Source organism: Pseudomonas sp. H3_E07, assembly GCF_054668895.1.
This window is the reverse complement of the sequence record NZ_CP162795.1, coordinates 64712-86624: the sequence shown is the minus strand read 5'-3', so window position 1 is coordinate 86624 and position 21913 is coordinate 64712. Positions and strand designations below refer to the sequence as shown.

Annotated in this window: 16 protein-coding genes; 8 read left to right on the top strand and 8 right to left on the bottom strand. The window is 61.7% G+C overall.

Annotation, left to right across the window (positions count from 1 at the left end; genetic code table 11):
- The first annotated feature begins 16 nt into the window (after positions 1-16).
- Together AB4O08_RS00400 and AB4O08_RS00395 are read left to right on the top strand one after the other, a co-directional pair.
- Positions 17-2113 carry a putative bifunctional diguanylate cyclase/phosphodiesterase gene (locus tag AB4O08_RS00400; protein ID WP_021491761.1) on the top strand — a complete coding sequence of 699 codons (2097 nt, stop codon included), beginning with the start codon at positions 17-19 and terminating at the stop codon, positions 2111-2113.
- Positions 2114-2167: 54 nt separating this feature from the next.
- Positions 2168-2914, top strand: a complete 747-nt coding sequence (locus AB4O08_RS00395) for an SDR family oxidoreductase (protein ID WP_044287062.1) — start codon at positions 2168-2170, stop codon at positions 2912-2914.
- An 11-nt stretch (positions 2915-2925) separates the two neighbouring features.
- On the opposite strand, the gene AB4O08_RS00390 is transcribed toward AB4O08_RS00395, so the two are convergent.
- The 4 genes from AB4O08_RS00390 to AB4O08_RS00375 form a co-directional block, all read right to left on the bottom strand.
- On the bottom strand, positions 2926-3210 hold the full coding sequence (locus AB4O08_RS00390; protein WP_460114624.1) for a hypothetical protein: 285 nt from the start codon (positions 3208-3210) through the stop codon (positions 2926-2928).
- On the bottom strand, positions 3207-4616 hold the full coding sequence (gene mapR, locus AB4O08_RS00385; protein ID WP_010210739.1) for a GntR family transcriptional regulator MpaR: 1410 nt from the start codon (positions 4614-4616) through the stop codon (positions 3207-3209). Before mapR ends, AB4O08_RS00390 begins: the two co-directional genes overlap by 4 nt.
- A 51-nt stretch (positions 4617-4667) precedes the next feature.
- On the bottom strand, positions 4668-6077 hold the full coding sequence (gene ccoG, locus AB4O08_RS00380; RefSeq protein ID WP_183701679.1) for a cytochrome c oxidase accessory protein CcoG: 1410 nt from the start codon (positions 6075-6077) through the stop codon (positions 4668-4670).
- 184 nt (positions 6078-6261) lie between these two features.
- Positions 6262-6501 carry a DUF3203 family protein gene (locus AB4O08_RS00375; protein ID WP_010210735.1) on the bottom strand — a complete coding sequence of 80 codons (240 nt, stop codon included), beginning with the start codon at positions 6499-6501 and terminating at the stop codon, positions 6262-6264.
- A 120-nt stretch (positions 6502-6621) separates the two neighbouring features.
- Between AB4O08_RS00375 and AB4O08_RS00370 the strand changes: the two genes are divergently transcribed.
- Positions 6622-7113: an MgtC/SapB family protein gene (locus AB4O08_RS00370; RefSeq protein WP_010210730.1), complete on the top strand. Its 492-nt coding sequence runs from the start codon at positions 6622-6624 to the stop codon at positions 7111-7113.
- Here the strand turns inward: AB4O08_RS00370 and AB4O08_RS00365 are convergent.
- The gene (locus AB4O08_RS00365) at positions 7091-7267 is read right to left on the bottom strand and encodes a hypothetical protein (protein ID WP_010210726.1); all 177 of its coding nucleotides are present in this window, start codon (positions 7265-7267) and stop codon (positions 7091-7093) included. The genes AB4O08_RS00370 and AB4O08_RS00365 overlap by 23 nt on opposite strands.
- Positions 7268-7471: 204 nt before the next feature.
- Between AB4O08_RS00365 and AB4O08_RS00360 the strand changes: the two genes are divergently transcribed.
- From AB4O08_RS00360 to AB4O08_RS00345, 4 genes are all read left to right on the top strand, one after another.
- The gene (locus AB4O08_RS00360) at positions 7472-9454 is read left to right on the top strand and encodes an alpha-1,4-glucan--maltose-1-phosphate maltosyltransferase (RefSeq protein WP_069672646.1); all 1983 of its coding nucleotides are present in this window, start codon (positions 7472-7474) and stop codon (positions 9452-9454) included.
- 141 nt (positions 9455-9595) lie between these two features.
- Complete coding sequence (treS, locus tag AB4O08_RS00355) at positions 9596-12943, top strand: maltose alpha-D-glucosyltransferase (protein ID WP_460114623.1); 3348 nt, start codon at positions 9596-9598, stop codon at positions 12941-12943.
- Positions 12940-15177 carry a 1,4-alpha-glucan branching protein GlgB gene (glgB, locus tag AB4O08_RS00350; protein WP_460114622.1) on the top strand — a complete coding sequence of 746 codons (2238 nt, stop codon included), beginning with the start codon at positions 12940-12942 and terminating at the stop codon, positions 15175-15177. The genes treS and glgB overlap by 4 nt, the downstream gene beginning before the upstream one ends.
- 51 nt (positions 15178-15228) lie before the next feature.
- Positions 15229-16395: a GGDEF domain-containing protein gene (locus AB4O08_RS00345; protein WP_021491755.1), complete on the top strand. Its 1167-nt coding sequence runs from the start codon at positions 15229-15231 to the stop codon at positions 16393-16395.
- 3 nt (positions 16396-16398) lie between these two features.
- Here AB4O08_RS00345 and AB4O08_RS00340 read toward each other — a convergent pair whose 3' ends face one another.
- The 3 genes from AB4O08_RS00340 to AB4O08_RS00330 form a co-directional block, all read right to left on the bottom strand.
- Entirely contained in the window at positions 16399-18576 is a 2178-nt protein-coding gene (locus AB4O08_RS00340) for a hybrid sensor histidine kinase/response regulator (protein ID WP_305470139.1), read from the bottom strand.
- A 149-nt stretch (positions 18577-18725) separates the two neighbouring features.
- Positions 18726-19577, bottom strand: a complete 852-nt coding sequence (locus AB4O08_RS00335) for a CAP domain-containing protein (RefSeq protein ID WP_010210719.1) — start codon at positions 19575-19577, stop codon at positions 18726-18728.
- A gap of 81 nt (positions 19578-19658) precedes the next feature.
- Entirely contained in the window at positions 19659-20873 is a 1215-nt protein-coding gene (locus AB4O08_RS00330; RefSeq protein WP_460114621.1) for an MFS transporter, read from the bottom strand.
- A gap of 113 nt (positions 20874-20986) precedes the next feature.
- Between AB4O08_RS00330 and AB4O08_RS00325 the strand changes: the two genes are divergently transcribed.
- Positions 20987-21895: a LysR family transcriptional regulator gene (locus tag AB4O08_RS00325; protein ID WP_137206276.1), complete on the top strand. Its 909-nt coding sequence runs from the start codon at positions 20987-20989 to the stop codon at positions 21893-21895.
- Positions 21896-21913: the final 18 nt, after the last annotated feature.

Genomic DNA, 21913 nt, shown 5'->3' with positions numbered 1-21913 from the left:
GTGCACGAGAAGTCCCATGCTCATCGGTAGTTATTCACCCTCCCTGGTCGTGATCTCGCTGTTCGTGGCGATCCTGGCTTCCTACACCGCGCTGGACCTGTCCGGACGCATCGCCACCGCCAATGGCCGCGCTGTCTATTTATGGATAACCGGCGGCGCCATCGCGATGGGCGTAGGGGTCTGGTCGATGCACTTTATCGGCATGCTGGCGTTGCGCTTGCCGTTTGCCTTGGGCTTCGACCTGGGGATCACGGCGCTGTCGTTGTTGATCGCGGTGTTGTCGAGCGGCTTTGCCTTGTGGCTGATCAGTCAGCCGCGTTTGCCTGCCTGGCAACTGGCGTTTGGCGCGCTGGTCATGGGCACCGGCATTGCGTGTATGCATTACACCGGCATGGCCGCCATGCGCATGACGCCGGGCATTGACTATGACCCCACTCTGTTTGGCGCTTCGTTGTTGATCGCCGTCGCGGCGTCTGGCGCTGCGCTGTGGATCGCCCATAACTTGCGTCGTAACGCGCCGTACGTGCGCCTTGCGCGTGGGGGCGCCGCGGTGGTGATGGGCTTTGCCATCGTCGGCATGCATTACACGGGGATGGCCGCGGCACGTTTCGCCGATGACAGCGTTTGCGGTGCTGCACTGAACGGCTTGAGCGGCAAGGGGCTGGACAACCTGGTGCTGGTGACCACCCTGGCCGTGCTGGCCATCGCCTTGCTCACCTCGTTGCTCGATGCACGCCTGGAAGCGCGCACTGCAGTGCTGGCCGATTCCCTGACCCTGGCCAACCAGGAACTGACCCACCTGGCCCTGCACGACATGCTCACGGGCTTGCCCAATCGCACCTTGTTGGCCGATCGCATTCAACAGGCCATGCAGGTCGTGAAAGAGCAGGGCGGTTGCTTCGCGCTGATGTTTATCGACCTCGACGGCTTCAAACCGGTCAACGATGCGTTTGGTCATCACATGGGTGACCAATTGTTGCGCGAGGTCGGCCTGCGCCTGCGCGAAGACTTGCGCAGTCAGGACACCTTGGCGCGCATTGGCGGCGATGAGTTCGTGTTGCTGGTGCAACTGACCCAGCCGGACGATGCCCTTGGCCTTGCCGAGCGCCAAGTGATCCTGATCAACCGAGCGTTCCAGGTGGCCGAGCATGAGCTTAAGATCTCTGCCAGCGTGGGCATCGCCATGTTCCCGGGCAACGGCCACAACCCCCAGGAATTGCTGATGAACGCCGACGCCGCGATGTACCACGCCAAAGGCATGGGCAAGAACGGCTACAGCTTCTTTGATGCCTCGATGAACACCAATGCACGCAAGCAATTGCAACTGCTGCAGGACCTGCGCAATGCGGTGGAGCAGGAGCAATTCCGCTTGTACTACCAGCCCAAGTGCGACGCGGTCAGCGGTATCCCGGTGGGGGCCGAGGCCCTGCTGCGCTGGGAGCATCCGCAACAAGGGCTACTGCTGCCGGCGATGTTTATCGAGCTGGCGGAAAAGACCGGCCTGATCATTCCGATCGGTGAATGGGTGCTCAACGAGGCCTGTCGCCAGATGAGCCTGTGGTACGCCCAGGGCTACGAAGACTGGCGTATTGCCGTGAACCTGTCGGCGTTGCAGTTCTGCCACGCCGGGTTGGTCAAGAGCGTGGCCGACGCCCTGGAGCGGCACCAGTTGCCGGCTAATAACCTGACCCTGGAAATCACCGAAACCACTGCCATGAGCGACGCCGATGCAAGCATGACCGTGTTGCAGCAGCTGTCGGACATGGGCGTCGATTTGTCCATCGACGACTTCGGCACCGGTTATTCCAGCCTGATGTACCTCAAGCGCCTGCCGGCCAACGAGCTGAAGATCGACCGGGGGTTTGTACGCGACCTGGAACACGACAGCGACGACGCTGCCATCGTTTCCGCCATTGTCGCCCTCGGCCAGGCCTTGGGGCTGCGCATTGTCGCCGAAGGCGTGGAAACCGATGTGCAGCAGAGTTTCCTCACCCGACTGGGGTGCAACTCCCTGCAGGGGTATCTGCTGGGCCATCCGTTGCCGGCGGAGGGGTTCATGACGGACATCCAGCGCGCCGAAGAGGCGGTAGCGCCTGACAAAAGCCGTGCGTGACGGTTATTCTTGGATCCAACCCTTAGCATCAGGTTGAATCAGGAGACCGCACCCATGGACAAAGTCGTCATCATCACCGGAGGCAGCCGTGGGATTGGCGCCGAGACGGCCTTGCTGGCCGCCCGCCAGGGCTATCGCATCTGCATCAACTACCAGTCCGACGAAGACGCAGCCCATCGTGTGCTCGAACAGGTGCGTGCGCTGGGTGCCCAGGCCATTGCCGTGCGCGCGGATGTGAGCATCGAGGATGAAGTGATCGCGCTGTTCCATCGGGTGGACGCCGAGTTGGGCCGCGTCACCGCATTGGTCAACAATGCCGGCACGGTGGGGCATAAATCCCGCGTGGATGAGATGTCCGAATTCCGCATCCTGAAAGTCATGAAGACCAACGTGCTCGGCCCGATCCTGTGTGCCAAGCATGCGGTGCTGCGCATGTCGCCCAAGCATGGCGGGCAGGGTGGTAGCATCGTCAACGTGTCGTCAGTGGCGGCTCGCTTGGGTTCGCCGGGTGAATACGTCGACTACGCGGCCTCCAAAGGCGCACTCGACACCTTCACCCTGGGCTTGTCCAAAGAGGTGGCGGGTGAGGGTATTCGTGTCAACGCCGTGCGGCCTGGCTACATCTTCACCGACTTCCATGCCCTGAGCGGCGACCCCGACCGGGTCAGCAAGTTGGAATCCGGTATTCCCATGGCCCGGGGCGGGCGCCCGGATGAAGTGGCGGAAGCGATTATCTGGTTGCTCTCGGATAAGGCGTCTTATGCCACCGGGACGTTCCTCGATTTGGGCGGTGGTCGTTAAGCACCTGCTGCTTACGTCTGTAGATGGCGCAGCACGTCGTAACCCTTGCGGGAAAAAGCCTGGAGCAGGCTGGCTTCGGAATTGTCCGGGATGCTGTAACCGTTGCTGGCCGAGCCGTCTATCTGTCCATTACGGCGATGGCTGGCATACAAGTAACGATCGTCTGCGTTATCGAGAAATCCCAATACCTTGTCCAGGTCGATCGCCAACAGGGCGCCCCATTGGCGCGTGCATTTCGCGTAGCTGTTGCGTGCGCGTTCTTGTGTGGCCTCTTGTGGAGTGGGGTTCCTGCTCAAAACGATCGGATAATACGCCCCAATGTTTCCATGGCTTCCTCCGATGCCTCGGTCCACGGACTGCCGTAATTCAGGCGAATGCAGTTCCTGAAGCGCTGGGTCGCCGAGAAGATCGGCCCCGGCGCAATGCTGATGCCTTGCGCCAAGGCCATCTGGAACAACTTTAACGAATCCGTCTGCTCCGGCAGCTCCAGCCACAGGAAATACCCGCCGGCGGGTTGGCTGACGCGCGTCTGCGCCGGGAAGTAGCGGGCGATGGCCGTCAGCATGGCGCTTTGCTGTTCCTCCAGGGCATAGCGCAATTTGCGCAGGTGCCGGTCATAACCGCCGTGCTGCAAGTAATCGGCAATCGCCGCCTGGGCGGGCATCGAAGGGCAAAGCGAGGTCATCAACTTCAAGCGCTCAACCTTTTGCGCGAAGCGCCCGGCGGCCACCCAACCCACGCGATAGCCGGGGGCCAGGCTCTTGGCGAAAGAGCCGCAATGCATCACCAGGCCTTCAGTATCGAACGCCTTGGCGGGTTTCGGCGCCTGTTGGCCGTAATACAGTTCGGCGTACACATCGTCTTCGATCAAGGGCACTTGATGGCCACGTAACAGCTCCACCAGTGCCTGCTTCTTGGCTTCCGGCAGGGTTGCGCCCATGGGGTTCTGGAAGCTGGTCATGGTCCAGCAGGCCTTGATCGGGTAGCGCTCCAGGGTTTGCGCGAGCGCGTTGAGGTCAATGCCATCGCGCGGGTGCACGGGGATTTCCACTGCCTTGAGTTTCAAACGCTCCAACACTTGCAGGCAGGCGTAGAACGCCGGGGCTTCGATGGCCACCAGGTCACCGGGTTCCGTGACGGCTTGCAGGCACAGGTTCAAAGCCTCCAACGCGCCGTTGGTGATCAGCAGCTCTTCCATCGGCAGCATCAACCCGCCGACCATGTAGCGCAGGGCAATCTGCCGGCGCAGTTGCGGGTTGCCCGGCGACATGTCGGTGACCACCAGGCGCGGGTCCATCTCACGGCTGGCGCTGGCCAGGGAGCGCGCCAGGCGCGGCAGTGGAAACAGCATAGGGCTGGGGAACGCCGAGCCGAACGGTACGGTGTTCGGGTCCTTGATCGAATCGAGTACCGAGAACACCAGTTCGCTCACATCCACTTCGGTGGACTCATGCACCTGCTCACTCACCACCGGCTCGGAAAACGGGCTGGGGGCATGGGTATTGACGAAATACCCGGAGCGTGGCCGCGCGCGGATCAGGCCACGGCGCTCCAGCAGGTAGTAAGCCTGGAACACCGTGGACGGGCTGATGCCGTAGGTCTGACTGGCATAGCGCACCGAGGGCACTCGCTGGCCGGGGCCCAGCACGCCGGAGCGGATCAGTTCTGCAATGTCGTCGGCGAATTTTTCGTAGCGTTTCATGAATATCCAAAAGATTTACGGTAGGAGCCGGCTTCTACAGGTTGCGAGGGTTCAGCGGTTCAGCGGTGCGACAAAACGGCTGTCGGCAGCGCTGTAGATCCATGGTTCATCCACATCCGTCACCTTGAAGCGCAAGGTCTGCGAACTGCTCGCAGGTTTGTCTGCCAGCAACGCCACCGACACGGGTACATCGCTGATTTCCCCCGGCGCCAGGCTGATCTCGGTCTTGCCTTGCAACTGGAAGCCCTCGGCGTCCACCAGCTCCAAGCGATAGTCCTGGCGCTGCTGCGTCTTGTTGATCACCTTGAGGCTGTAGATGTTTTCGATCAAACCCTGGGCGTTCTCGCGGAACATGCCCCGGTCCTTGGTCACGTCCAGCGACACCATTGGCCGCTCCACCAACGCCACCACCAGCGCCGCAATCATCACCAGCAGTACGGCACTGTAGCCGATCAGACGCGGCCTTAGCAGGTGCGTCTTGCCGCCTTGCAGTTGATGTTCGCTGGTGTAGCTCACCAGGCCGCGCGGGTAGCCCATTTTGTCCATGATCGAATCGCAGGCGTCGATGCACGCCGCGCAGCCGATGCACTCCATTTGCAGGCCGTCGCGGATGTCGATGCCAGTGGGGCAGACCTGCACGCACAGCTGGCAGTCGATGCAGTCGCCCAGGCCGACGTCGGCGGGTTTGACCTCACGTTTGCGCGGGCCACGCTGTTCGCCGCGTGCCACGTCATAGGAAATGGTCAGTGTGTCTTTGTCGAACATTACGCTCTGGAACCGCGCATACGGGCACATGTGCATGCACACCGCTTCACGCAGCCAGCCGGCATTGATGTAGGTGGCGCCGGTAAAGAACAGCACCCAGAACAGGCTGACGCCGCCCATCTGCCAGGTCAGTAGTTCGGCCGCCAAGGGGCGGATCGGCGTGAAATAGCCGACAAACGTCAGACCGGTCAGCACGCTGATGCCCAGCCATAACGTGTGCTTGGCCGAGCGTCGCGCCAATTTGTTCAGGCTCCAGGGTGCGGCTTGCAGCTTGATGCGCTGGTTGCGCTCGCCTTCGGTGACTTTTTCGCACCACATGAACAGCCAGGTGAACGAGCTTTGCGGGCAGGTGTAGCCGCACCACACGCGACCGGCGAACACCGTGATCGCAAACAGGCCGAAGGCGCAGATGATCAGCAGCGCCGACAGCAGAATGAAGTCCTGCGGCCAGAACGTCGCACCAAAGATGTGAAATTTGCTGTCAGCCAGGTCCCACAGCACCGCCTGCCGATCGTCCCAGTTCAGCCACACGGTGCCGAAAAAGGCCAGGAACAGGAAGCCCGCACCGCTCACGCGCAAGGTACGGAACAGCCCGGTGAAACTGCGGGTGTGAATCAGGTTGTCACTGGATTTGGCCTTCACCTTCTTTGGGTGTGTGGGCTCAAAGATTTCCACGGTTGGGATGTGTTCGCTCATGGTCATTCGCTCATCAGCCTCCATCAGGCGGATGAACTATGCGCGTGACGCTGTTTGCATAACAGACTCAGGTATGGCGATAAAAAGCGGATCAGAGGGTGCGCGGGAAGATCGCTGCGACAATGTGCTGCACCCCGTGGCGTCAGGGGTGCAGCGTTATTCTGAATGCGCTGACACAGATCAATTAAATCAGCGAACCAGGTTCTTCTGCCTTCACGTGCTGACGTCCGTCATGGGCGCCGGCCACGGTCAGGGCATCGGCCTCCGCTTCAGTGATGTAGATCCGTTCGGCGGCCAATTCCACGTAGGACATGGATTTGTCGAGGTCGGTAACAATATTGACCCGAGTCGCCGGCACGCTCTGTTCCTGGCCGTTGTCATCGAGCATGAAGTAGCACAGGTGGTTTTCGATACGAATGGGCATGCCGTTCTCCTTATTCATGGGCTATGAGGATTAGGGGGCAGTAATGTGTGGGGGTTCCAGGCAACTGACTGGCGGTCACCGCTGTCCATCCTTTACCAACCATGACAAAGGACAGCTTCGATGGACGCTTGGTGGCTTGAAGTGTGGCAAACCCTGCAGGCTGAATTCGCCGACATTGGCGACGCCAAGCAGCTCACCCAGATCACCGTGCGCCTGCTGATCGCGGCGACCCTGGGCGGCATTCTTGGCTTTGAGCGAGAGAGCAAGGGCAAGGCCGCCGGGGTGCGCACCCACATGCTGGTGGCGTTGGGCGCGGCTTTATTTGTGATGGTGCCGCAAATGTCCGGCAACCAGGCGGATGCCATGAGCCGGGTGGTGCAGGGTGTGATTGCGGGGATCGGCTTCCTGGGCGCGGGCACGATCATCAAGGGCAAGGATGATGAAGAGGGCCACGTCAAAGGCCTGACCACCGCAGCTGGTTTGTGGATGACCGCTGCGATCGGGGTCTCGGCCGGGTTGGGCCGGGAATCGACAGCGGTACTCAGTACGTTACTGGCCTTGGTGGTGTTCAGCGTGATGCCGAAGATCGTCAAGCGTTTCGAGAAGGACTGACGATCACTGGCGGCATGGTCGTAGGGGGTTCCTCCACCGGCGGTGGCTCATTTTCGGGCGGTTCTTTTTCCGGAATGGGCTGCGGTTCGGTGGGCGGCAGGGTCGGTTTGTCGATATTCGGGTCCGGCGTTTCTGCCGGGATCGGGATATTCATCGGTGTGGCCTCCTTTGTGCTTTGCTCTATCGGTGGACAGCCGCCGGGGCGAATTGATTCCCCGCCCGATGGCGGCATATCCAGCTGAACTTTTAACCGGAGCCCAGGCTCGGACCTATTACGGTCATGCTCAGGAAGAGCGCGGCCGCCTCAGAATTCGGATCAAGCAAAGAGCGTCCACAGGGCGTAAGGGGAAGATGCTCGATGACTGCTGAAATAGAATCTTTGTTACCACTGTCCCAGGCACTGTTGCTGCCCAGGATTGCGATCGAAAGCACCACCCCCGTGATTGATGGCGGCGAATTTGCCGTGAAGGCCGTGGTCGGCCAACAGGTCAATGTCACCAGCAAAGTGTTCGCCGACGGCCATGACAAGCTCGCCGTGCTGATCCGCTGGCGCCCGCTGCAGGATGAAAGCTGGCACAGCGTGGTCATGACCGACGTGGGCAACAACGGCTGGGAGGGCACGTTTACCGTGACCCAGCAAGGCCCTCACGAATACTGCATCGAAGCCTGGATCGATACCTTCGCCAGCTTTTGCTATGAGCTACGCAAGAAACATGAGGCCGGCGTGCCGGTCAGCCTGGAGTTGCAGGAAGGCCGCAGCCTGGTGCTGCAAGCTGCCGAGCGCAGTGACAATGAGCTGCGCGATCGCCTGATGTTGCTGCACCATGAACTCTCCGGGCTGCTGGAAACCGAGCAGGTCGCGCAGTTCCTGCACGAAGACAGTGCACACCTGATGACCCAGGCCGATCATCGCGCCTATTTGAGCATCAGCACGGTTTACCCGATTGATGTGGAGCGTGAGGCGGCGCTGTTTGCCAGCTGGTATGAGCTGTTTCCACGCTCGATCACTGACGATCCTGCGCGTCACGGCACCTTTAATGACGTGCACTCGCGGCTGTCGATGATCCATGACATGGGCTTCGACGTGCTGTACTTCCCGCCGATCCACCCGATCGGGCGTAGCCACCGCAAGGGCAAGAACAACTCGCTGACCGCCGGCCCGGACGATCCGGGCAGCCCTTATGCGATTGGCAGCGAGGAGGGTGGCCATGAAGCCATCCATCCGCAACTGGGCAGTCGCGATGACTTCCGTCGCCTGGTCCAGGCGGCCGCCGAGCATGGGTTGGAGATTGCCCTGGACTTCGCGATCCAGTGTTCCCAGGACCATCCATGGCTCAAGGCCCATCCCGGCTGGTTCAACTGGCGCCCGGACGGCACGATCAAATACGCGGAGAACCCACCGAAGAAGTATCAGGACATCGTCAACGTCGACTTTTATGCCGCAGATGCCATCCCGAGCCTGTGGACGGAACTGCGCGACATCGTGGTGGGCTGGGTGGAAGAGGGCGTGAAGACCTTTCGCGTCGACAACCCCCACACCAAGCCGCTGCCGTTCTGGCAATGGCTGATCAGCGATGTCCGGTCCAAGTACCCCGAGGTGATTTTTCTCGCCGAAGCCTTCACCACCCCGGCGATGATGGCGCGCCTGGGTAAGGTCGGCTATTCCCAGAGCTACACCTATTTCACCTGGCGTAACACCAAGGCCGAGTTGAGCGAATACCTGACGCAGCTGAACGAATCACCGTGGCGCGAGTGCTACCGGCCGAATTTCTTCGTCAATACGCCGGACATCAACCCTGCCTTCCTGCACGAATCCGGCCGTGCCGGCTTCTTGATCCGTGCGGCACTGGCCACCATGGGCTCAGGGCTCTGGGGCATGTATTCAGGCTTCGAACTGTGCGAATCAGCCCCGGTGCCGGGTAAAGAGGAATACCTGGACTCGGAGAAATACGAGATCCGCCCACGGGACTACACGGCGCCCGGCAATATCATCGCCGAGATCGCCCAGCTCAACCGCATCCGCCGGCAGAACCCGGCGCTGCAGACGCACCTGGGGCTCAAGCTCTACAACGCCTGGAACGACAACATCCTGTATTTCGGCAAGCGCAGCGAGGATGGCAGCAACTTCATCCTGGTGGCCGTGAACCTTGACCCATTCAACGCCCAGGAAGCCCATTTCGAGTTGCCGCTATGGGAGTTGGGCCTGCCGGACGACGCCCAGACCCAGGGCGAAGACTTGATGAACGGCCATCGCTGGACCTGGTATGGCAAGAACCAGTGGACGCGACTGGACCCACAGATGCCCTTTGGAATCTGGCGTATCACCCATTCCCCAGCCTGATGGAGATCCTCGGTGGGAGCGGGCTTGCCTGCGATTGCGATGTGTCAGTTCAGGGACTGACAGACCGTTATCGCAAGCAAGCCAGCGCCCGCACTGGATCGTATTCCGGCCACAGAATTTTAGTGTTTTCAGGAGTTTCCAATGGCGAAGAAACCCAACGCTGCCACCTTTATCAAAGACCCGCTCTGGTACAAAGACGCGGTGATTTATCAGGTTCACGTCAAATCCTATTTCGACTCCAATAACGACGGTATCGGTGATTTTCCCGGCCTGATCGCCAAGCTCGACTACATCGCCGATCTGGGCGTGAACACCATTTGGTTGCTGCCGTTCTATCCCTCGCCACGCCGTGACGATGGCTATGACATTGCCGAATACCGTGGCGTGCACAGCGACTACGGCACCATGGCCGACGCCAAGCGCTTCATCGCCGAGGCGCACAAGCGCGGGCTGCGGGTGATCACCGAGCTGGTGATCAACCACACCTCCGACCAGCACCCCTGGTTCCAGCGCGCACGCAAGGCCAAGCCCGGCTCGGCGGCACGGGACTTCTACGTGTGGTCGGATGACGACCAGAAATACGACGGCACGCGCATCATCTTCCTCGACACCGAGAAGTCCAACTGGACTTGGGACCCAGTCGCGGGCCAATACTTCTGGCACCGTTTCTACTCTCACCAGCCCGACCTCAACTTTGACAACCCCCAGGTGATGAAAGCCGTGTTGTCGGTGATGCGCTACTGGTTGGACATGGGCATCGACGGCCTGCGCCTCGACGCCATCCCGTACCTGATCGAGCGCGACGGCACTAACAACGAAAACCTTCCTGAAACCCACGATGTGCTCAAGCAGATCCGCGCCGAAATCGACGCCCATTATCCTGACCGTATGCTGCTGGCCGAAGCCAATCAGTGGCCGGAAGACACGCAGCTGTACTTCGGTGACAAGAAGGGCGACGACGGCGATGAATGCCACATGGCGTTTCACTTCCCGCTGATGCCACGCATGTATATGGCGCTGGCCCAGGAAGATCGCTTCCCGATCACTGACATCCTGCGTCAGACTCCGGAAATTCCGGCCAACTGCCAGTGGGCGATCTTCCTGCGCAACCACGATGAGCTAACATTGGAAATGGTCACCGACAAGGAGCGCGATTACCTGTGGAACTACTACGCCGCTGACCGTCGCGCGCGGATCAACCTGGGTATTCGTCGCCGTCTTGCACCGTTGATGGAGCGCGACCGTCGTCGAGTCGAGCTGCTCAACAGCCTGTTGCTGTCGATGCCCGGTACGCCCACCCTGTACTACGGCGATGAGATCGGCATGGGCGATAACATCTACCTCGGCGACCGCGATGGCGTGCGCACGCCGATGCAATGGTCCATCGACCGCAATGGCGGGTTCTCTCGCGCCGACCCGGCCAGCCTGGTACTGCCGCCGATCATGGACCCGCAATACGGCTACCCGTCGGTGAATGTCGAGACCCAGGCCCAGGACCCCCATTCGCTGCTGAACTGGACCCGGCGCATGCTGGCGGTGCGCAAGCAGTCCAAGGCGTTTGGTCGTGGCAGCTTGAAAATGCTCTCGCCGAGCAACCGCCGCATCCTGGCCTATACCCGTGAATTCACCGGCGAAGATGGGCGCAACGAGATCATCCTCTGCGTGGCCAACGTGTCGCGCAGTGCCCAGGCGGCCGAGCTGGACCTGTCGGCATTCGCCGGCATGGTGCCGGTGGAGATGCTGGGCGGTAATGCCTTCCCGCCCATCGGCCAGTTGAATTTCCTGCTGACCCTGGCGCCCTATGGCTTTTATTGGTTCGTGCTGGCGCCGGAAAACCAGATGCCCAGCTGGCACGTGGAGCCGGCCCAGAGCATGCCGGACTTCACCACGCTGGTGTTGAAAAAGCGTATGGAAGAACTGCTGGACGAACCGTGCCGCACCTCCCTGGAACAGACCGTGCTGCCAGCCTGGCTGCCCAAGCGCCGCTGGTTCGCCGGCAAGGACACGGCCATCGACAGCGTGCGCATTGCTTACGGCGTGCGCTTTGGCGACCCGCAACACCCGGTGTTGCTCAGCGAACTGGAAGTGACGGCCGGTGGACAGGTCAGTCGTTATCAGTTGCCGTTCGGTTTCCTCGGCGAAGATCAGTTCACCAGCGCCTTGCCCCAGCAATTGGCGTTGGCCCGTGTGCGGCGCGTGCGTCAGGTGGGGTTGGTGACCGATGCCTTCAGCCTCGAACACTTTGTCCGCGCCGTGATCCAGGGGTTGCAGGCGGGTACCCTGCTCAACACCCACGAAGGCGAGCTGCGCTTTGCGGCCACCCCGCACCTGGCCAAGCTGCAATTGACGGATGAGTCCGAGGTGCGCTACCTGTCGGCCGAGCAGTCCAACAGCTCGGTGGTGGTGGGCGAGAGCCTGGTGCTCAAGCTGATCCGCAAAGTCGCCTCCGGCGTGCACCCGGAACTGGAAATGAGCGCCTACCTGACCGAAGCCGGCTACCCGAATATCTCGCCGTTGCTGGGCTCGATGATTCGCCACGACGCCGAGGGCCAGGACAACCTGCTGATGATTGCCCAAGGCTACTTGAGCAACCAGGGCGACGCCTGGGGCTGGACCCAGAATAACCTGGAGCGCGCGATCCGCGACGAACTGGCCGAAGCCATGTCCGAACAGGAACAGCACTACAACGCCCTCGGCGAGTTGGCTGACTTTGCCGGGTTGCTTGGCCAACGCCTGGGCGAGATGCACCGGGTGCTCGGCGCGAAAACCACCAACAAGGACTTCAAGCCGGAAGTCACCACTGTCAAGGACACCCAGGCCTGGGCCAAGGATGTCGGCGCGCAATTGGACCGCGCGTTGCAACTGCTCAAACTTCATCAAAGCCAGTTGAACCTGGCGGATCAAGCGCTGGTCAGTGAATTGCTGGCGCAGAAAAAAGCCATCGCCAGCCATGTGCAGGCCCTGGCGAAAGCCACGGCCGGCGGATTGCGTATTCGGGTCCATGGTGACTTGCACCTGGGCCAGGTGCTGGTGGTCAAGGGCGATGCCTACCTGATCGACTTTGAAGGTGAGCCGGCGCGCCCACTGCATGAGCGACGCGGCAAGCACAGCCCGTATAAAGATGTGAGCGGCGTGTTGCGTTCCTTCGACTATGCAGCGGCCATGGCCTTGAATGTACAAGGGGTGGATCACTCGCCCGAGGCGGACCAGGCGCGCAAACGCGTGACTGACCGTTACCTGAAAGAAGCACGCCAGGCCTTTATCCAGGCCTATCAGTCCGCTACGTCTACACTGGCGCATGACTGGCAGGATGCCAAAGGCCAGGACGCAGCGCTGACGTTGTTCAGCCTGGAGAAGGCCGCGTATGAAGTGGCCTACGAAGCGGAAAACCGCCCGACCTGGTTGCCAGTGCCCCTGCAAGGGTTGCACGGACTGTTGAGCGGGCTTGCGCCTATATCGAAAACTGCACGCGGTGGGGAGACGTCATGAGCTTTACAAATAAAGAACCGCTGCAACCGAAGTTGACGGCATTGCCGGCGTCCAAGGACGTCGAAGCGCTGGTACGCGCCGAACACCATGACCCGTTCTCGATTCTCGGGCCACACGATGATGATCACGGCGGCCAGTTTATCCGTGCGTTCCTGCCTGAAGCGTTGAGTGTCCAGGTACTGGCCCGCGACAGTGGCGAGCAGATCGGTAGCCTGGACGCGAGCCAGGTGCCCGGTCTGTTTGTCGGGCACTTTCACACGCGCCAGGCGTACCTGTTGAAAATCCAGTGGGCGGGTGGCGAGCAGATCACGGAAGACCCTTATAGCTTCCAGCAACTGTTGCTCGGTGAAATGGACCTGTACCTGTTCGCCGAAGGCAATCACCGCGACCTTGGCAGCTGCCTCGGTGCCCAGGTGACCAGCGTCGACGGCGTGCAAGGTGTGCGTTTTGCGGTGTGGGCACCGAATGCTCGGCGGGTGTCGGTGGTGGGCGACTTCAATATCTGGGACGGTCGCCGACACCCGATGCGCCTGCGCCATCCTTCCGGCGTGTGGGAGATCTTTATCCCACGCCTGCAGCCGGGCTCCGCCTACAAGTACGAAGTGCTCGGCGCCAACGGGATCCTGCCGCTCAAGGCCGACCCTGTGGCGCTGGCCACCCAATTGCCGCCGGACACTGCGTCAAAGGTCGCCGAGCCCTTGCAGGTCGACTGGCAGGACCACGCATGGATGCAGTCGCGGGTGGAAAAGCAGAAGACCACCGCGCCGCTGTCGATCTATGAATTGCACGTGGGTTCCTGGCAGGCCGAGCTGGACGAGGCGGGCGAAGTGGCACGCCAGTACAATTGGCGCGAGCTGGCTGAACGTCTGATTCCCTATGTGCAGCAACTGGGCTTCACCCATATCGAGTTGATGCCGATCATGGAGCATCCGTTCGGCGGCTCGTGGGGCTATCAGGCCTTGTCACAATTCGCACCGACGGCACGCTTTGGCTCGCCGCAGGATTTCGCCTATTTCGTCGATGCACTGCATCAGGCCGATATCGGCGTGATCCTCGATTGGGTGCCGGCGCACTTTCCCACGGATACCCACGGCCTGGCGCAATTTGACGGCACCGCGCTGTACGAATATGCCAACCCGCTGGAAGGTTTCCACCAGGATTGGGACACGCTGATCTACAACCTGGGCCGCACCGAAGTGCATGGTTTCATGCTGGCTTCGGCGCTGCACTGGCTCAAACATTTCCACATTGACGGGCTGCGCGTGGATGCGGTGGCCTCGATGCTCTACCGCGACTACTCGCGCAAGGCCGGCGAGTGGGTACCGAACCGTCATGGCGGCCGCGAAAACCTGGAAGCGATCGACTTCCTGCGTCACCTGAACGATGTGGTCGCCATCGAGGCGCCTGGCGCCCTGGTGATCGCCGAGGAATCCACCGCCTGGCCCGGCGTCAGCCAGCCGACCCAGCAGGGCGGCCTGGGCTTCAACTACAAATGGAACATGGGCTGGATGCACGATTCCCTGCATTACATCCAGCAGGACCCGGTGTATCGCGCCCATCACCACAACGAGCTGAGTTTCGGCCTGGTATACGCCTGGTCCGAGCGTTTCATCCTGCCTATCTCCCACGATGAGGTGGTGCACGGCAAGCATTCGCTGATCGACAAGATGCCCGGCGACCGCTGGCAGAAGTTTGCCAACCTGCGTGCCTATCTGGCGTTCATGTGGATGCACCCCGGCAAAAAACTGTTGTTCATGGGCTGCGAATTCGGCCAATGGCGCGAGTGGAACCACGACCAGCAGCTGGATTGGTACTTGCTGCAGTATGCTGAGCACAAAGGCGTGCAAAGGCTGGTCGGCGACCTTAACCGCCTGTACCGCGAGGAACCCGCCCTGCATGAGCAGGACGACGCGCCCCAAGGCTTCCAGTGGCTGATCGGTGACGATGCGATCAACAGCGTCTACGCCTGGCTGCGCTGGAGCAAGGACGGCAGGCCAGTGCTGGTGGTGGCCAACTTCACCCCGGTGCCGCGTGAGGGTTATAAAGTCGGCGTGCCGTTCAGCGGGCGCTGGAGCGAAGTGATCAACAGCGACGCGGACATGTACGCCGGCTCCAATTACGGAAATGGAGGGGAGATATTTACCCAGGATGAGCCGCACCATGGACAGGCGGTATCGCTGTCGTTGAATCTCCCGCCGCTTGGCGTACTGATTCTGCGTCCGGAACCGCTTTAAAGGCTCTACCGTGCTGGATTCTGTTGTCCGCACTACTGGCAGGGTGCCACAATGGCGCCTTTGTCGTGGCAGTCGGATCGGGCGAATTTCATGAATGGCCTTGAGCGTGGGCAGGACCATGATTGCTTCATAGAGGAGCAGGTGCGAACCGATCGTTTGCACCAGCTGTTCCGGCAGTCATTCGCTGCGATATTCGGCAGTTACCTGGCTGCGGTGATGCTGTGCTGGCTGTGCTGGGAGCGGTTTGACCATCAGGTTATCTTGGTCTGGCTGGTGGTATTGGCGGCGACGTCGCTGATTCGCATCATGATGTTCATGAAGTGGTTTCGCTGCCCCAATGCCGAACGCACTCCAGACCGCTGGGAACGCCGTTACTGGGTTACGTTGCTGCTGTCTGCCGCAACCTGGGGCCTCGGCGCCTTGGCGGTGATGCCCACCGATGATCGGTTGTCCCAGGTGCTGGTGATGCTGTTTACCGTGGGTATGTCGGTCAGCGCCGTGTCCTGTTACTCGGCTTATCGCTACATGACGCTGGCTTCCATGGCCGTGGTGCTGTTGCCGTGCACGCTATGGCTGCTGTTCCAGCCGTCGTCGATGCAAGTGGGCGTAGCCGTTGCGGTGCTGGTGTTCTCCACCTTTGTCGTCAGCGCCACGCGCAAGCTCTCGGATGCTTTGGAGAAGGCCTTTCGCCTGACCCGGCAGATGGAGCGTGCCCACAACATTTCCACCCGCGCCGCACAGACCGACGAACTCACCGGCCTGATGAACCGCCGTGCCTTCTTTGAACATGCCCAGGTGTTGTACGCCCAATGCCGTCACAACCGGCAACCGCTGTGTGCGCTGATGATGGACATGGACCACTTCAAGGAAATCAACGACACCTACGGCCACCAGGCTGGTGACCAGGTGTTGCGTCAGATCGGCGGGGTGATCAGCACGTCGTTCCGCCAAGCCGATGTGTACGGGCGCCTGGGCGGCGAAGAGTTTGCTGTGTTGCTGCCCAATACGTCGCTGGAAACCGCGCGGGATATTGCCGAGCAGTTGATCAAGGCCATTTCGGGATTGGCCTCCGAGCCGGTGCATGGGTTGACCGCCAGTCTGGGTGTGGCGTCCACCCATGCGCAGGATCAGGACTTGCACGGCCTGATGAACACCGCTGACAAGGCCCTGTATCGCGCCAAGGCCCAGGGCCGCAATCAGGTGGCAGTGGCGGAGTAGGGCTCAGGGCATCGCCTTGGCGAGCGCCCGGGCAACCTGGTCGGCGGAGTAGGGCTTGGGCAGGAACTCAAACCCTTCGTAACCGCTGTCGGCCAGTTCCTCGCTGTAGCCGGACGTGAGCACCACCGGCAAGTCCGCGCGCCGTTGCCGCAGTACTTTCGCCATGGCTACGCCGGTCATACCGGGCATCACCACATCCGAAAAAACGCCATCGAACGCCAGGGCGTCCGTGCCGGCCAAGGCGAGGGCCTGCTCCGCGTTGGTGGCCCAAGTGGTCTGGTAGCCCAGATCCTGGAGGATCTGGGTGGCGAAGCGGCCCACTTCGAGGTTGTCTTCCACGATCAGGATGTGGCGTTGCGCGGCATCGTGCGTGGGCGCAGGGCCTTGCTGCGGTTGCTCGTCAGGTAGCGCCTGTGGCGTCGCCTCTGGCAGGTATAGCGTAAAGACCGAGCCTTGCCCTGGGGTGCTGACGACTTCCACGTTGCCCCCGGACTGCTTGGCAAAGCCGAATACCTGGGACAGTCCCAGCCCGGTGCCTTTGCCTACGGCCTTGGTGGTAAAGAACGGCTCGAAAATGCGTTCGACGGCGTCGCCAGGAATACCGCTGCCGGTATCGGCCAGGGAAATGCTCACAAACGGTTGTCGGGCTTCCGCATCGCCCCGGATCCGTGGCATTGCTTCGACAGTGACCACGCGCAGGGTCAGGGTGCCTTGACCCTCCATCGCATCCCGGGCATTAAGGGCGATATTGATCAGCGCGGTTTCGAACTGGCTGGCGTCCACCCGTACATGGCAAGGGTGCTCGGGCAGTTGCACCTGCACGTGGATGCGTGCGCCGGTGACGCTTTCAAGCATTTCGCCAATGTTCTTGACCCGCTGGCCCGCATCGAAGACTTCCGGGTTGAGCGGTTGGCGCCGGGCGAACGCGAGGAGTTGGCTGGTGAGCTTGCTGGCGCGCTCGACGGTGTCGGAAACAGCGCTCATGTAGCGCTGGCGCCGCTCTTCGGAAAGCCCGGGCTGGCGCAGAAAGTCGACCGACGAGCGAATGATGGTCAGCAGGTTGTTGAAGTCATGGGCAACGCCACCGGTCAATTGGCCGATGGCTTCGAGTTTCTGCGACTGGTGCAGCGCGGCTTCGGCCTGGGTAAGGGCGGCAGTGCGTTCAATTACACGCTGTTCGAGGGTGGCATTCAGCTCGGTGAACGCCGCCAGGCCTTCGCGTACGGCGGCATCGGCGCGTACCCGCTCGATATGGGCCCAGGAGCGTTCGGTGACTTCGCCTACCAGCGCCAGGTCGTAGGGTGACCAGACACGCGCCTTCCTGTGATGCACCGCCATCAAGGCGGTCAGGCGGCCGTCCTTGATCAGTGGGAAACACACCGTCGCCAGGACGTCCAGGGCCTGATAGCTGGCGGCTTCCTCGGGTGGGAACTCCACCCGGTTGTCCTCAACCACCAGTGGCTCACCCGCGCGCAACTGCCGCACTGCCCGTGCGCCGAACGAGGCGAGGCTGTAGCGCCCTACAATGCTGGGCGAGCCCGGTGCCGCCCAATTGCCGCGAATGGTGAAGCCGTCTTCGTCGGCGTCCATGTCCGCGTAAGCGCAGTTGGACACCTGCAAGTGCTCAGCCAGCAGGCGTGTGGTGGTGGACATGATGGTTTCGGCGTCGGTGGCATTGGCCACCGCACTGCCCACGGCATCCAGCACGGCCAGGCGGCGGGCGAGGAACACGGTGGCGGTGGTTTCCGTAACGGTGTCGAGCATGCCCACGACCCTGCCTTGAGGGTCGCGGATCGGGCTGTAGCAAAAGGTGAAGTACGCCTGCTCGGAACCGTTGCCGCGCTCGATCAGCAGGGGGAAGTTCTCGATGTAGGTGGCATGCCCCTCGAACGCCGCATTGGCGATGGGGCCGATATCTGCCCAAGCCTCATGCCACACCTCGCTGAACGGGCGGCCCAGCGCATAGGGCTTGTCCCCCAGAATCGGGATGAAGGCGTCGTTGTACAGCATGGTCAACTGCGGCCCCCACACAATGGATTGGGGGAAGCTTGAGGCGAGGCAAAGCGCCACGGTGGTCTTGAGCACATCCGGCCACTGCTCCAGCGGCCCCAGGGGCGAGCTTGCCCAATCATGCAGGCGAACCCGCTCAGCCATGTCGCTGCTGCTTTGCAGCCAATTCATCGCGAGAACACCTTGTTTGCCACCGCCTGTCGAACGCCTGAAGTCAGGTTAACTATCAACAGACCGGAATGACCGCTGCCAAGTTCAGCGCCATTATCCATGAGATGGCGATTTGATGCTGCAACCGTTTGATCGACCTGCACATTGACTTATTGCGCGCCGAAAACCCCCGTCCAGTAAATCCCTGCATCACTCTTCGGGTCCATGGCATACGCCGCGCCCAGTTCACGGAATTGCGGGTTCATCAGGTTGGCGCAATGGGCCGGGCTGGCCAGCCAGCCATCCACGACTTTGCGTGGGGTATCCAGGCCGGCGGCGATGTTCTCGCCGATGTTCTTCGCGATGTATCCCGCCAGTTCGGCACGGTCGCCAGGGGTACGGCCGTCATGGTCGAGGTGGTCAAAGAAATTGCCATTGGCCATGTTGCGCGTGTGGCTGTTGGCAGCGCTGGCCAGGTCTTCGTTCCAGGACAATGGTGTGGTCGCGGTAAAGGCCTGGGTGCCGCACTGGCGCGGCTGCGAACGCGCGGTGTTGATCAGGTTCAGCACCTGCCGGCCTTCGGTCTGCCAGTCGCCCAGGCCGCTGGTGAGCAGTGGGCGGGCGAGCACGATGCGCCAGTCCTGGCCGCTGTTGCTCACGCCGATATCGACAAATTGTGGATCCAGCACCACGCGGCAGAAGCTTTCGCGCACGGCCTTCATGGCTGCCTGGGCATCCTTGGGGCCGGACAGGCTGATGGCCTGCACGTTGACCATCGGGTACGCGGCCCGCGCCAGCGCCTGCTGCAGGTCACCGACATTGGTGGCCGGCAGCACCAGCCGCGTATCGCTGGTCAGCGGTGGCAGTTCCTGGGAACCCTGGTCGCCGCAGCGCTGCACCTGGCTGCGGTATTGGTTGATCTCTTGTACCAACTGACTTTCTTCATTCGCCATCGCGCTGGCGCAGAACACCGTACTGGCGGCCAGCGTCGTAAGACCCATCATCAATGACAGAACGCGCATGGACGTTACCCTTGAGCTTGAAAGTGCCCATGATGCGCGATGTAACCCGGTCTGGCGCAACGCCTTTTTTGTTTTTTTGCCTCAATGGATGTTCTGGAGGCCGTTGAAAGCAGCAAAGCGGCGCCATGCCATCACGCTGGCCAGCAGGATCAAGCCCAATGCCACGCTGAACGTTGTATGCAGGCCATAGGCCACGGATTGGGGAAGGGCGCGGGTGACATCCGGGCTGGCCCAGGCGAACACCGCCCCCAATGCCCAGGCGCCGACGATCAGCCCCAGGTTGCGTGACAGGTTTAACAGGCCCGACACCGTGCCACGACGCGCGCCCTCCACGTCGCCCATCACGGCAGTGTTGTTGGCGGCCTGGAACAGGCTGTAGCCGGTGGTCAGGATCACCAAGGCGCCCAAATAGACGAATAGACCCCAAGCGCAGGACAGCAGCAGGGCGCCACAGGCCATCATGCCCAGGCCGGCCAGCGTCATGCGCGGGCTGCCGAGGCGGTCGGTGAGCCTGCCGGCCGGTACGCCGGTGATGGCCGCGACGCAGGGGCCGACCGCCATGACCAAGCCCATCCATTCGGGATCGAGTCCCAGTCCTCGGGACAAGTAGAACGGGCCGACCACAAACGTGGCCATGATCACAGCGGCCACCAGGGCACTCATGACCAACCCGGTGCGCAACGACGCATCTTTTAATGATGGCCAGAAACCTGAGCCGGCCGAGGAGAGCGCGCGGGGCCGATCAACCGGCAAATAGCAACAGGCAAGGGCGACCGCCACCAATCCCAATGGCACGCCAACCAGAAAGATCGCCTGCCAGCCCCACACACTCAGCAACACGCCGCCGACACTGGGCCCCATCGCGGTGCCAACGGCCGACATCGTGCCCATCAAACCCATCACCCGGCCGGTACGCGCCTTGGTGACGGTGTCACCGACCATGCCCAGGGCCATGGCCATCATCACTGCTGCGCCGAGGCCCTGCAGGACGCGCGCTGCAATCAGCCACGCCAGGGACGACGCCATGCCGCACAACCCGCACGCCACGGCAAACAGCAGCAACCCGGCGAGCAACAACCGCCGCCGTCCGAACCGGTCGCCCAGACGTCCGGCGCTGACAATCACCGCCGTGATTGCCAGCAGATAGGCCAGCACCACCCATTGCACGGCGTGGAAAGAGGCATCAAACGCCCGCGTCAGGCTGGGCAGCGCGACATTGGCGATACTGGTGCCCAGGGAGGCCAGCAACATGGACAGGCACAGGCTGACGAGGCTGCCACGTGAGGTGCTTTGCATGGACAATTCCTTGAATGAAGGCAACTGTCACAAATCTACGGTGTGGCTTAACATGGCGGAAGACGCATGATGTGCAGTTAATACGTGCACCCAACGCCATATAAGGAGTGCTGATGCCCGATCTCAATCTGCTGATCACCCTGGATGTGTTGCTCGCCGAAGGCAGTGTTGCGGCTGCGGCCAAACGCCTGCGTCTGAGTCCTTCGGCCATGAGCCGAGCGTTGGCCCGTTTGCGCGAAACCACCGGCGACCCCTTGCTGGTACGCGCGGGTCGCGGCCTGGTGGCCACGCCCAGGGCGCTGGAGTTGCGTGATCAGGTCAGTCGTCTGGTGCAAGAGGCCAATGCCGTGCTGCGCCCCGTGCAATCCCTGAATATGAACCAGGTGACGCGCACCTTCACCCTGCGTACCAGCGAAGAGTTTGTCGAAAATTTCGGTCCGGCATTGCTGGCCCGCGCCGCGAGGGACGCGCCCGGCGTGCGCTTGCGGTTCATCCACAAGGCCGACAAGGACAGCACTTTGCTACGCGAAGGCAGCGTCGACCTGGAGACCGGGGTGGTCGACCCCACTGCCGGCCCGGAAGTGCTGACCCAGGCGCTGTTTCGCGATCGCCTGGTCGGCGTTGTGCGCAGTGGTCACCCCCTCAGCCGGGGTGACGTCAGCGTCGAGCGTTATGCCGCAGGTCAGCACGTCTACGTATCCCGACGGGGCCAGGATCGAGGCCAGATCGACGACTTACTTGAAGCCCAGGGCCTCACGCGACAGATCACTACCATTGTCGCCGGTTTCGCCACTGCCATCGCCTTGGCCCGAGACACTGACTTGATCGCCAGCGTGCCGGAACGCTACACCGCCCATCAATCCGAGGGCCTGCACCGCTTTGCATTGCCGCTGACGTTGCCCACCTTCACCGTGGCGATGCTCTGGCATCCCAGGCTGGATGCCGACCTGGCCCATCGCTGGTTGCGCGGATGTTTGCGTGAGGTGTGTGGGCTGCAACAGGTACAATCGGCGCTGCCTTGACGTTAAACCCAGGAATTT

Bases quoted from the DNA above. Each gene is read 5' to 3' on its own strand.
- AB4O08_RS00400 (WP_021491761.1), top strand. From the start codon at position 17: ATGCTCATCGGTAGTTATTCACCCTCCCTGGTCGTGATCTCGCTGTTC.
- AB4O08_RS00395 (WP_044287062.1), top strand. From the start codon at position 2,168: ATGGACAAAGTCGTCATCATCACCGGAGGCAGCCGTGGGATTGGCGCC.
- mapR (WP_010210739.1), bottom strand. From the start codon at position 4,616: ATGAAACGCTACGAAAAATTCGCCGACGACATTGCAGAACTGATCCGC.
- ccoG (WP_183701679.1), bottom strand. From the start codon at position 6,077: ATGAGCGAACACATCCCAACCGTGGAAATCTTTGAGCCCACACACCCA.
- AB4O08_RS00375 (WP_010210735.1), bottom strand. From the start codon at position 6,501: ATGCCCATTCGTATCGAAAACCACCTGTGCTACTTCATGCTCGATGAC.
- AB4O08_RS00370 (WP_010210730.1), top strand. From the start codon at position 6,622: ATGGACGCTTGGTGGCTTGAAGTGTGGCAAACCCTGCAGGCTGAATTC.
- AB4O08_RS00365 (WP_010210726.1), bottom strand. From the start codon at position 7,267: ATGAATATCCCGATCCCGGCAGAAACGCCGGACCCGAATATCGACAAA.
- AB4O08_RS00360 (WP_069672646.1), top strand. From the start codon at position 7,472: ATGACTGCTGAAATAGAATCTTTGTTACCACTGTCCCAGGCACTGTTG.
- treS (WP_460114623.1), top strand. From the start codon at position 9,596: ATGGCGAAGAAACCCAACGCTGCCACCTTTATCAAAGACCCGCTCTGG.
- glgB (WP_460114622.1), top strand. From the start codon at position 12,940: ATGAGCTTTACAAATAAAGAACCGCTGCAACCGAAGTTGACGGCATTG.
- AB4O08_RS00345 (WP_021491755.1), top strand. From the start codon at position 15,229: ATGGCGCCTTTGTCGTGGCAGTCGGATCGGGCGAATTTCATGAATGGC.
- AB4O08_RS00340 (WP_305470139.1), bottom strand. From the start codon at position 18,576: ATGAATTGGCTGCAAAGCAGCAGCGACATGGCTGAGCGGGTTCGCCTG.
- AB4O08_RS00335 (WP_010210719.1), bottom strand. From the start codon at position 19,577: ATGCGCGTTCTGTCATTGATGATGGGTCTTACGACGCTGGCCGCCAGT.
- AB4O08_RS00330 (WP_460114621.1), bottom strand. From the start codon at position 20,873: ATGCAAAGCACCTCACGTGGCAGCCTCGTCAGCCTGTGCCTGTCCATG.
- AB4O08_RS00325 (WP_137206276.1), top strand. From the start codon at position 20,987: ATGCCCGATCTCAATCTGCTGATCACCCTGGATGTGTTGCTCGCCGAA.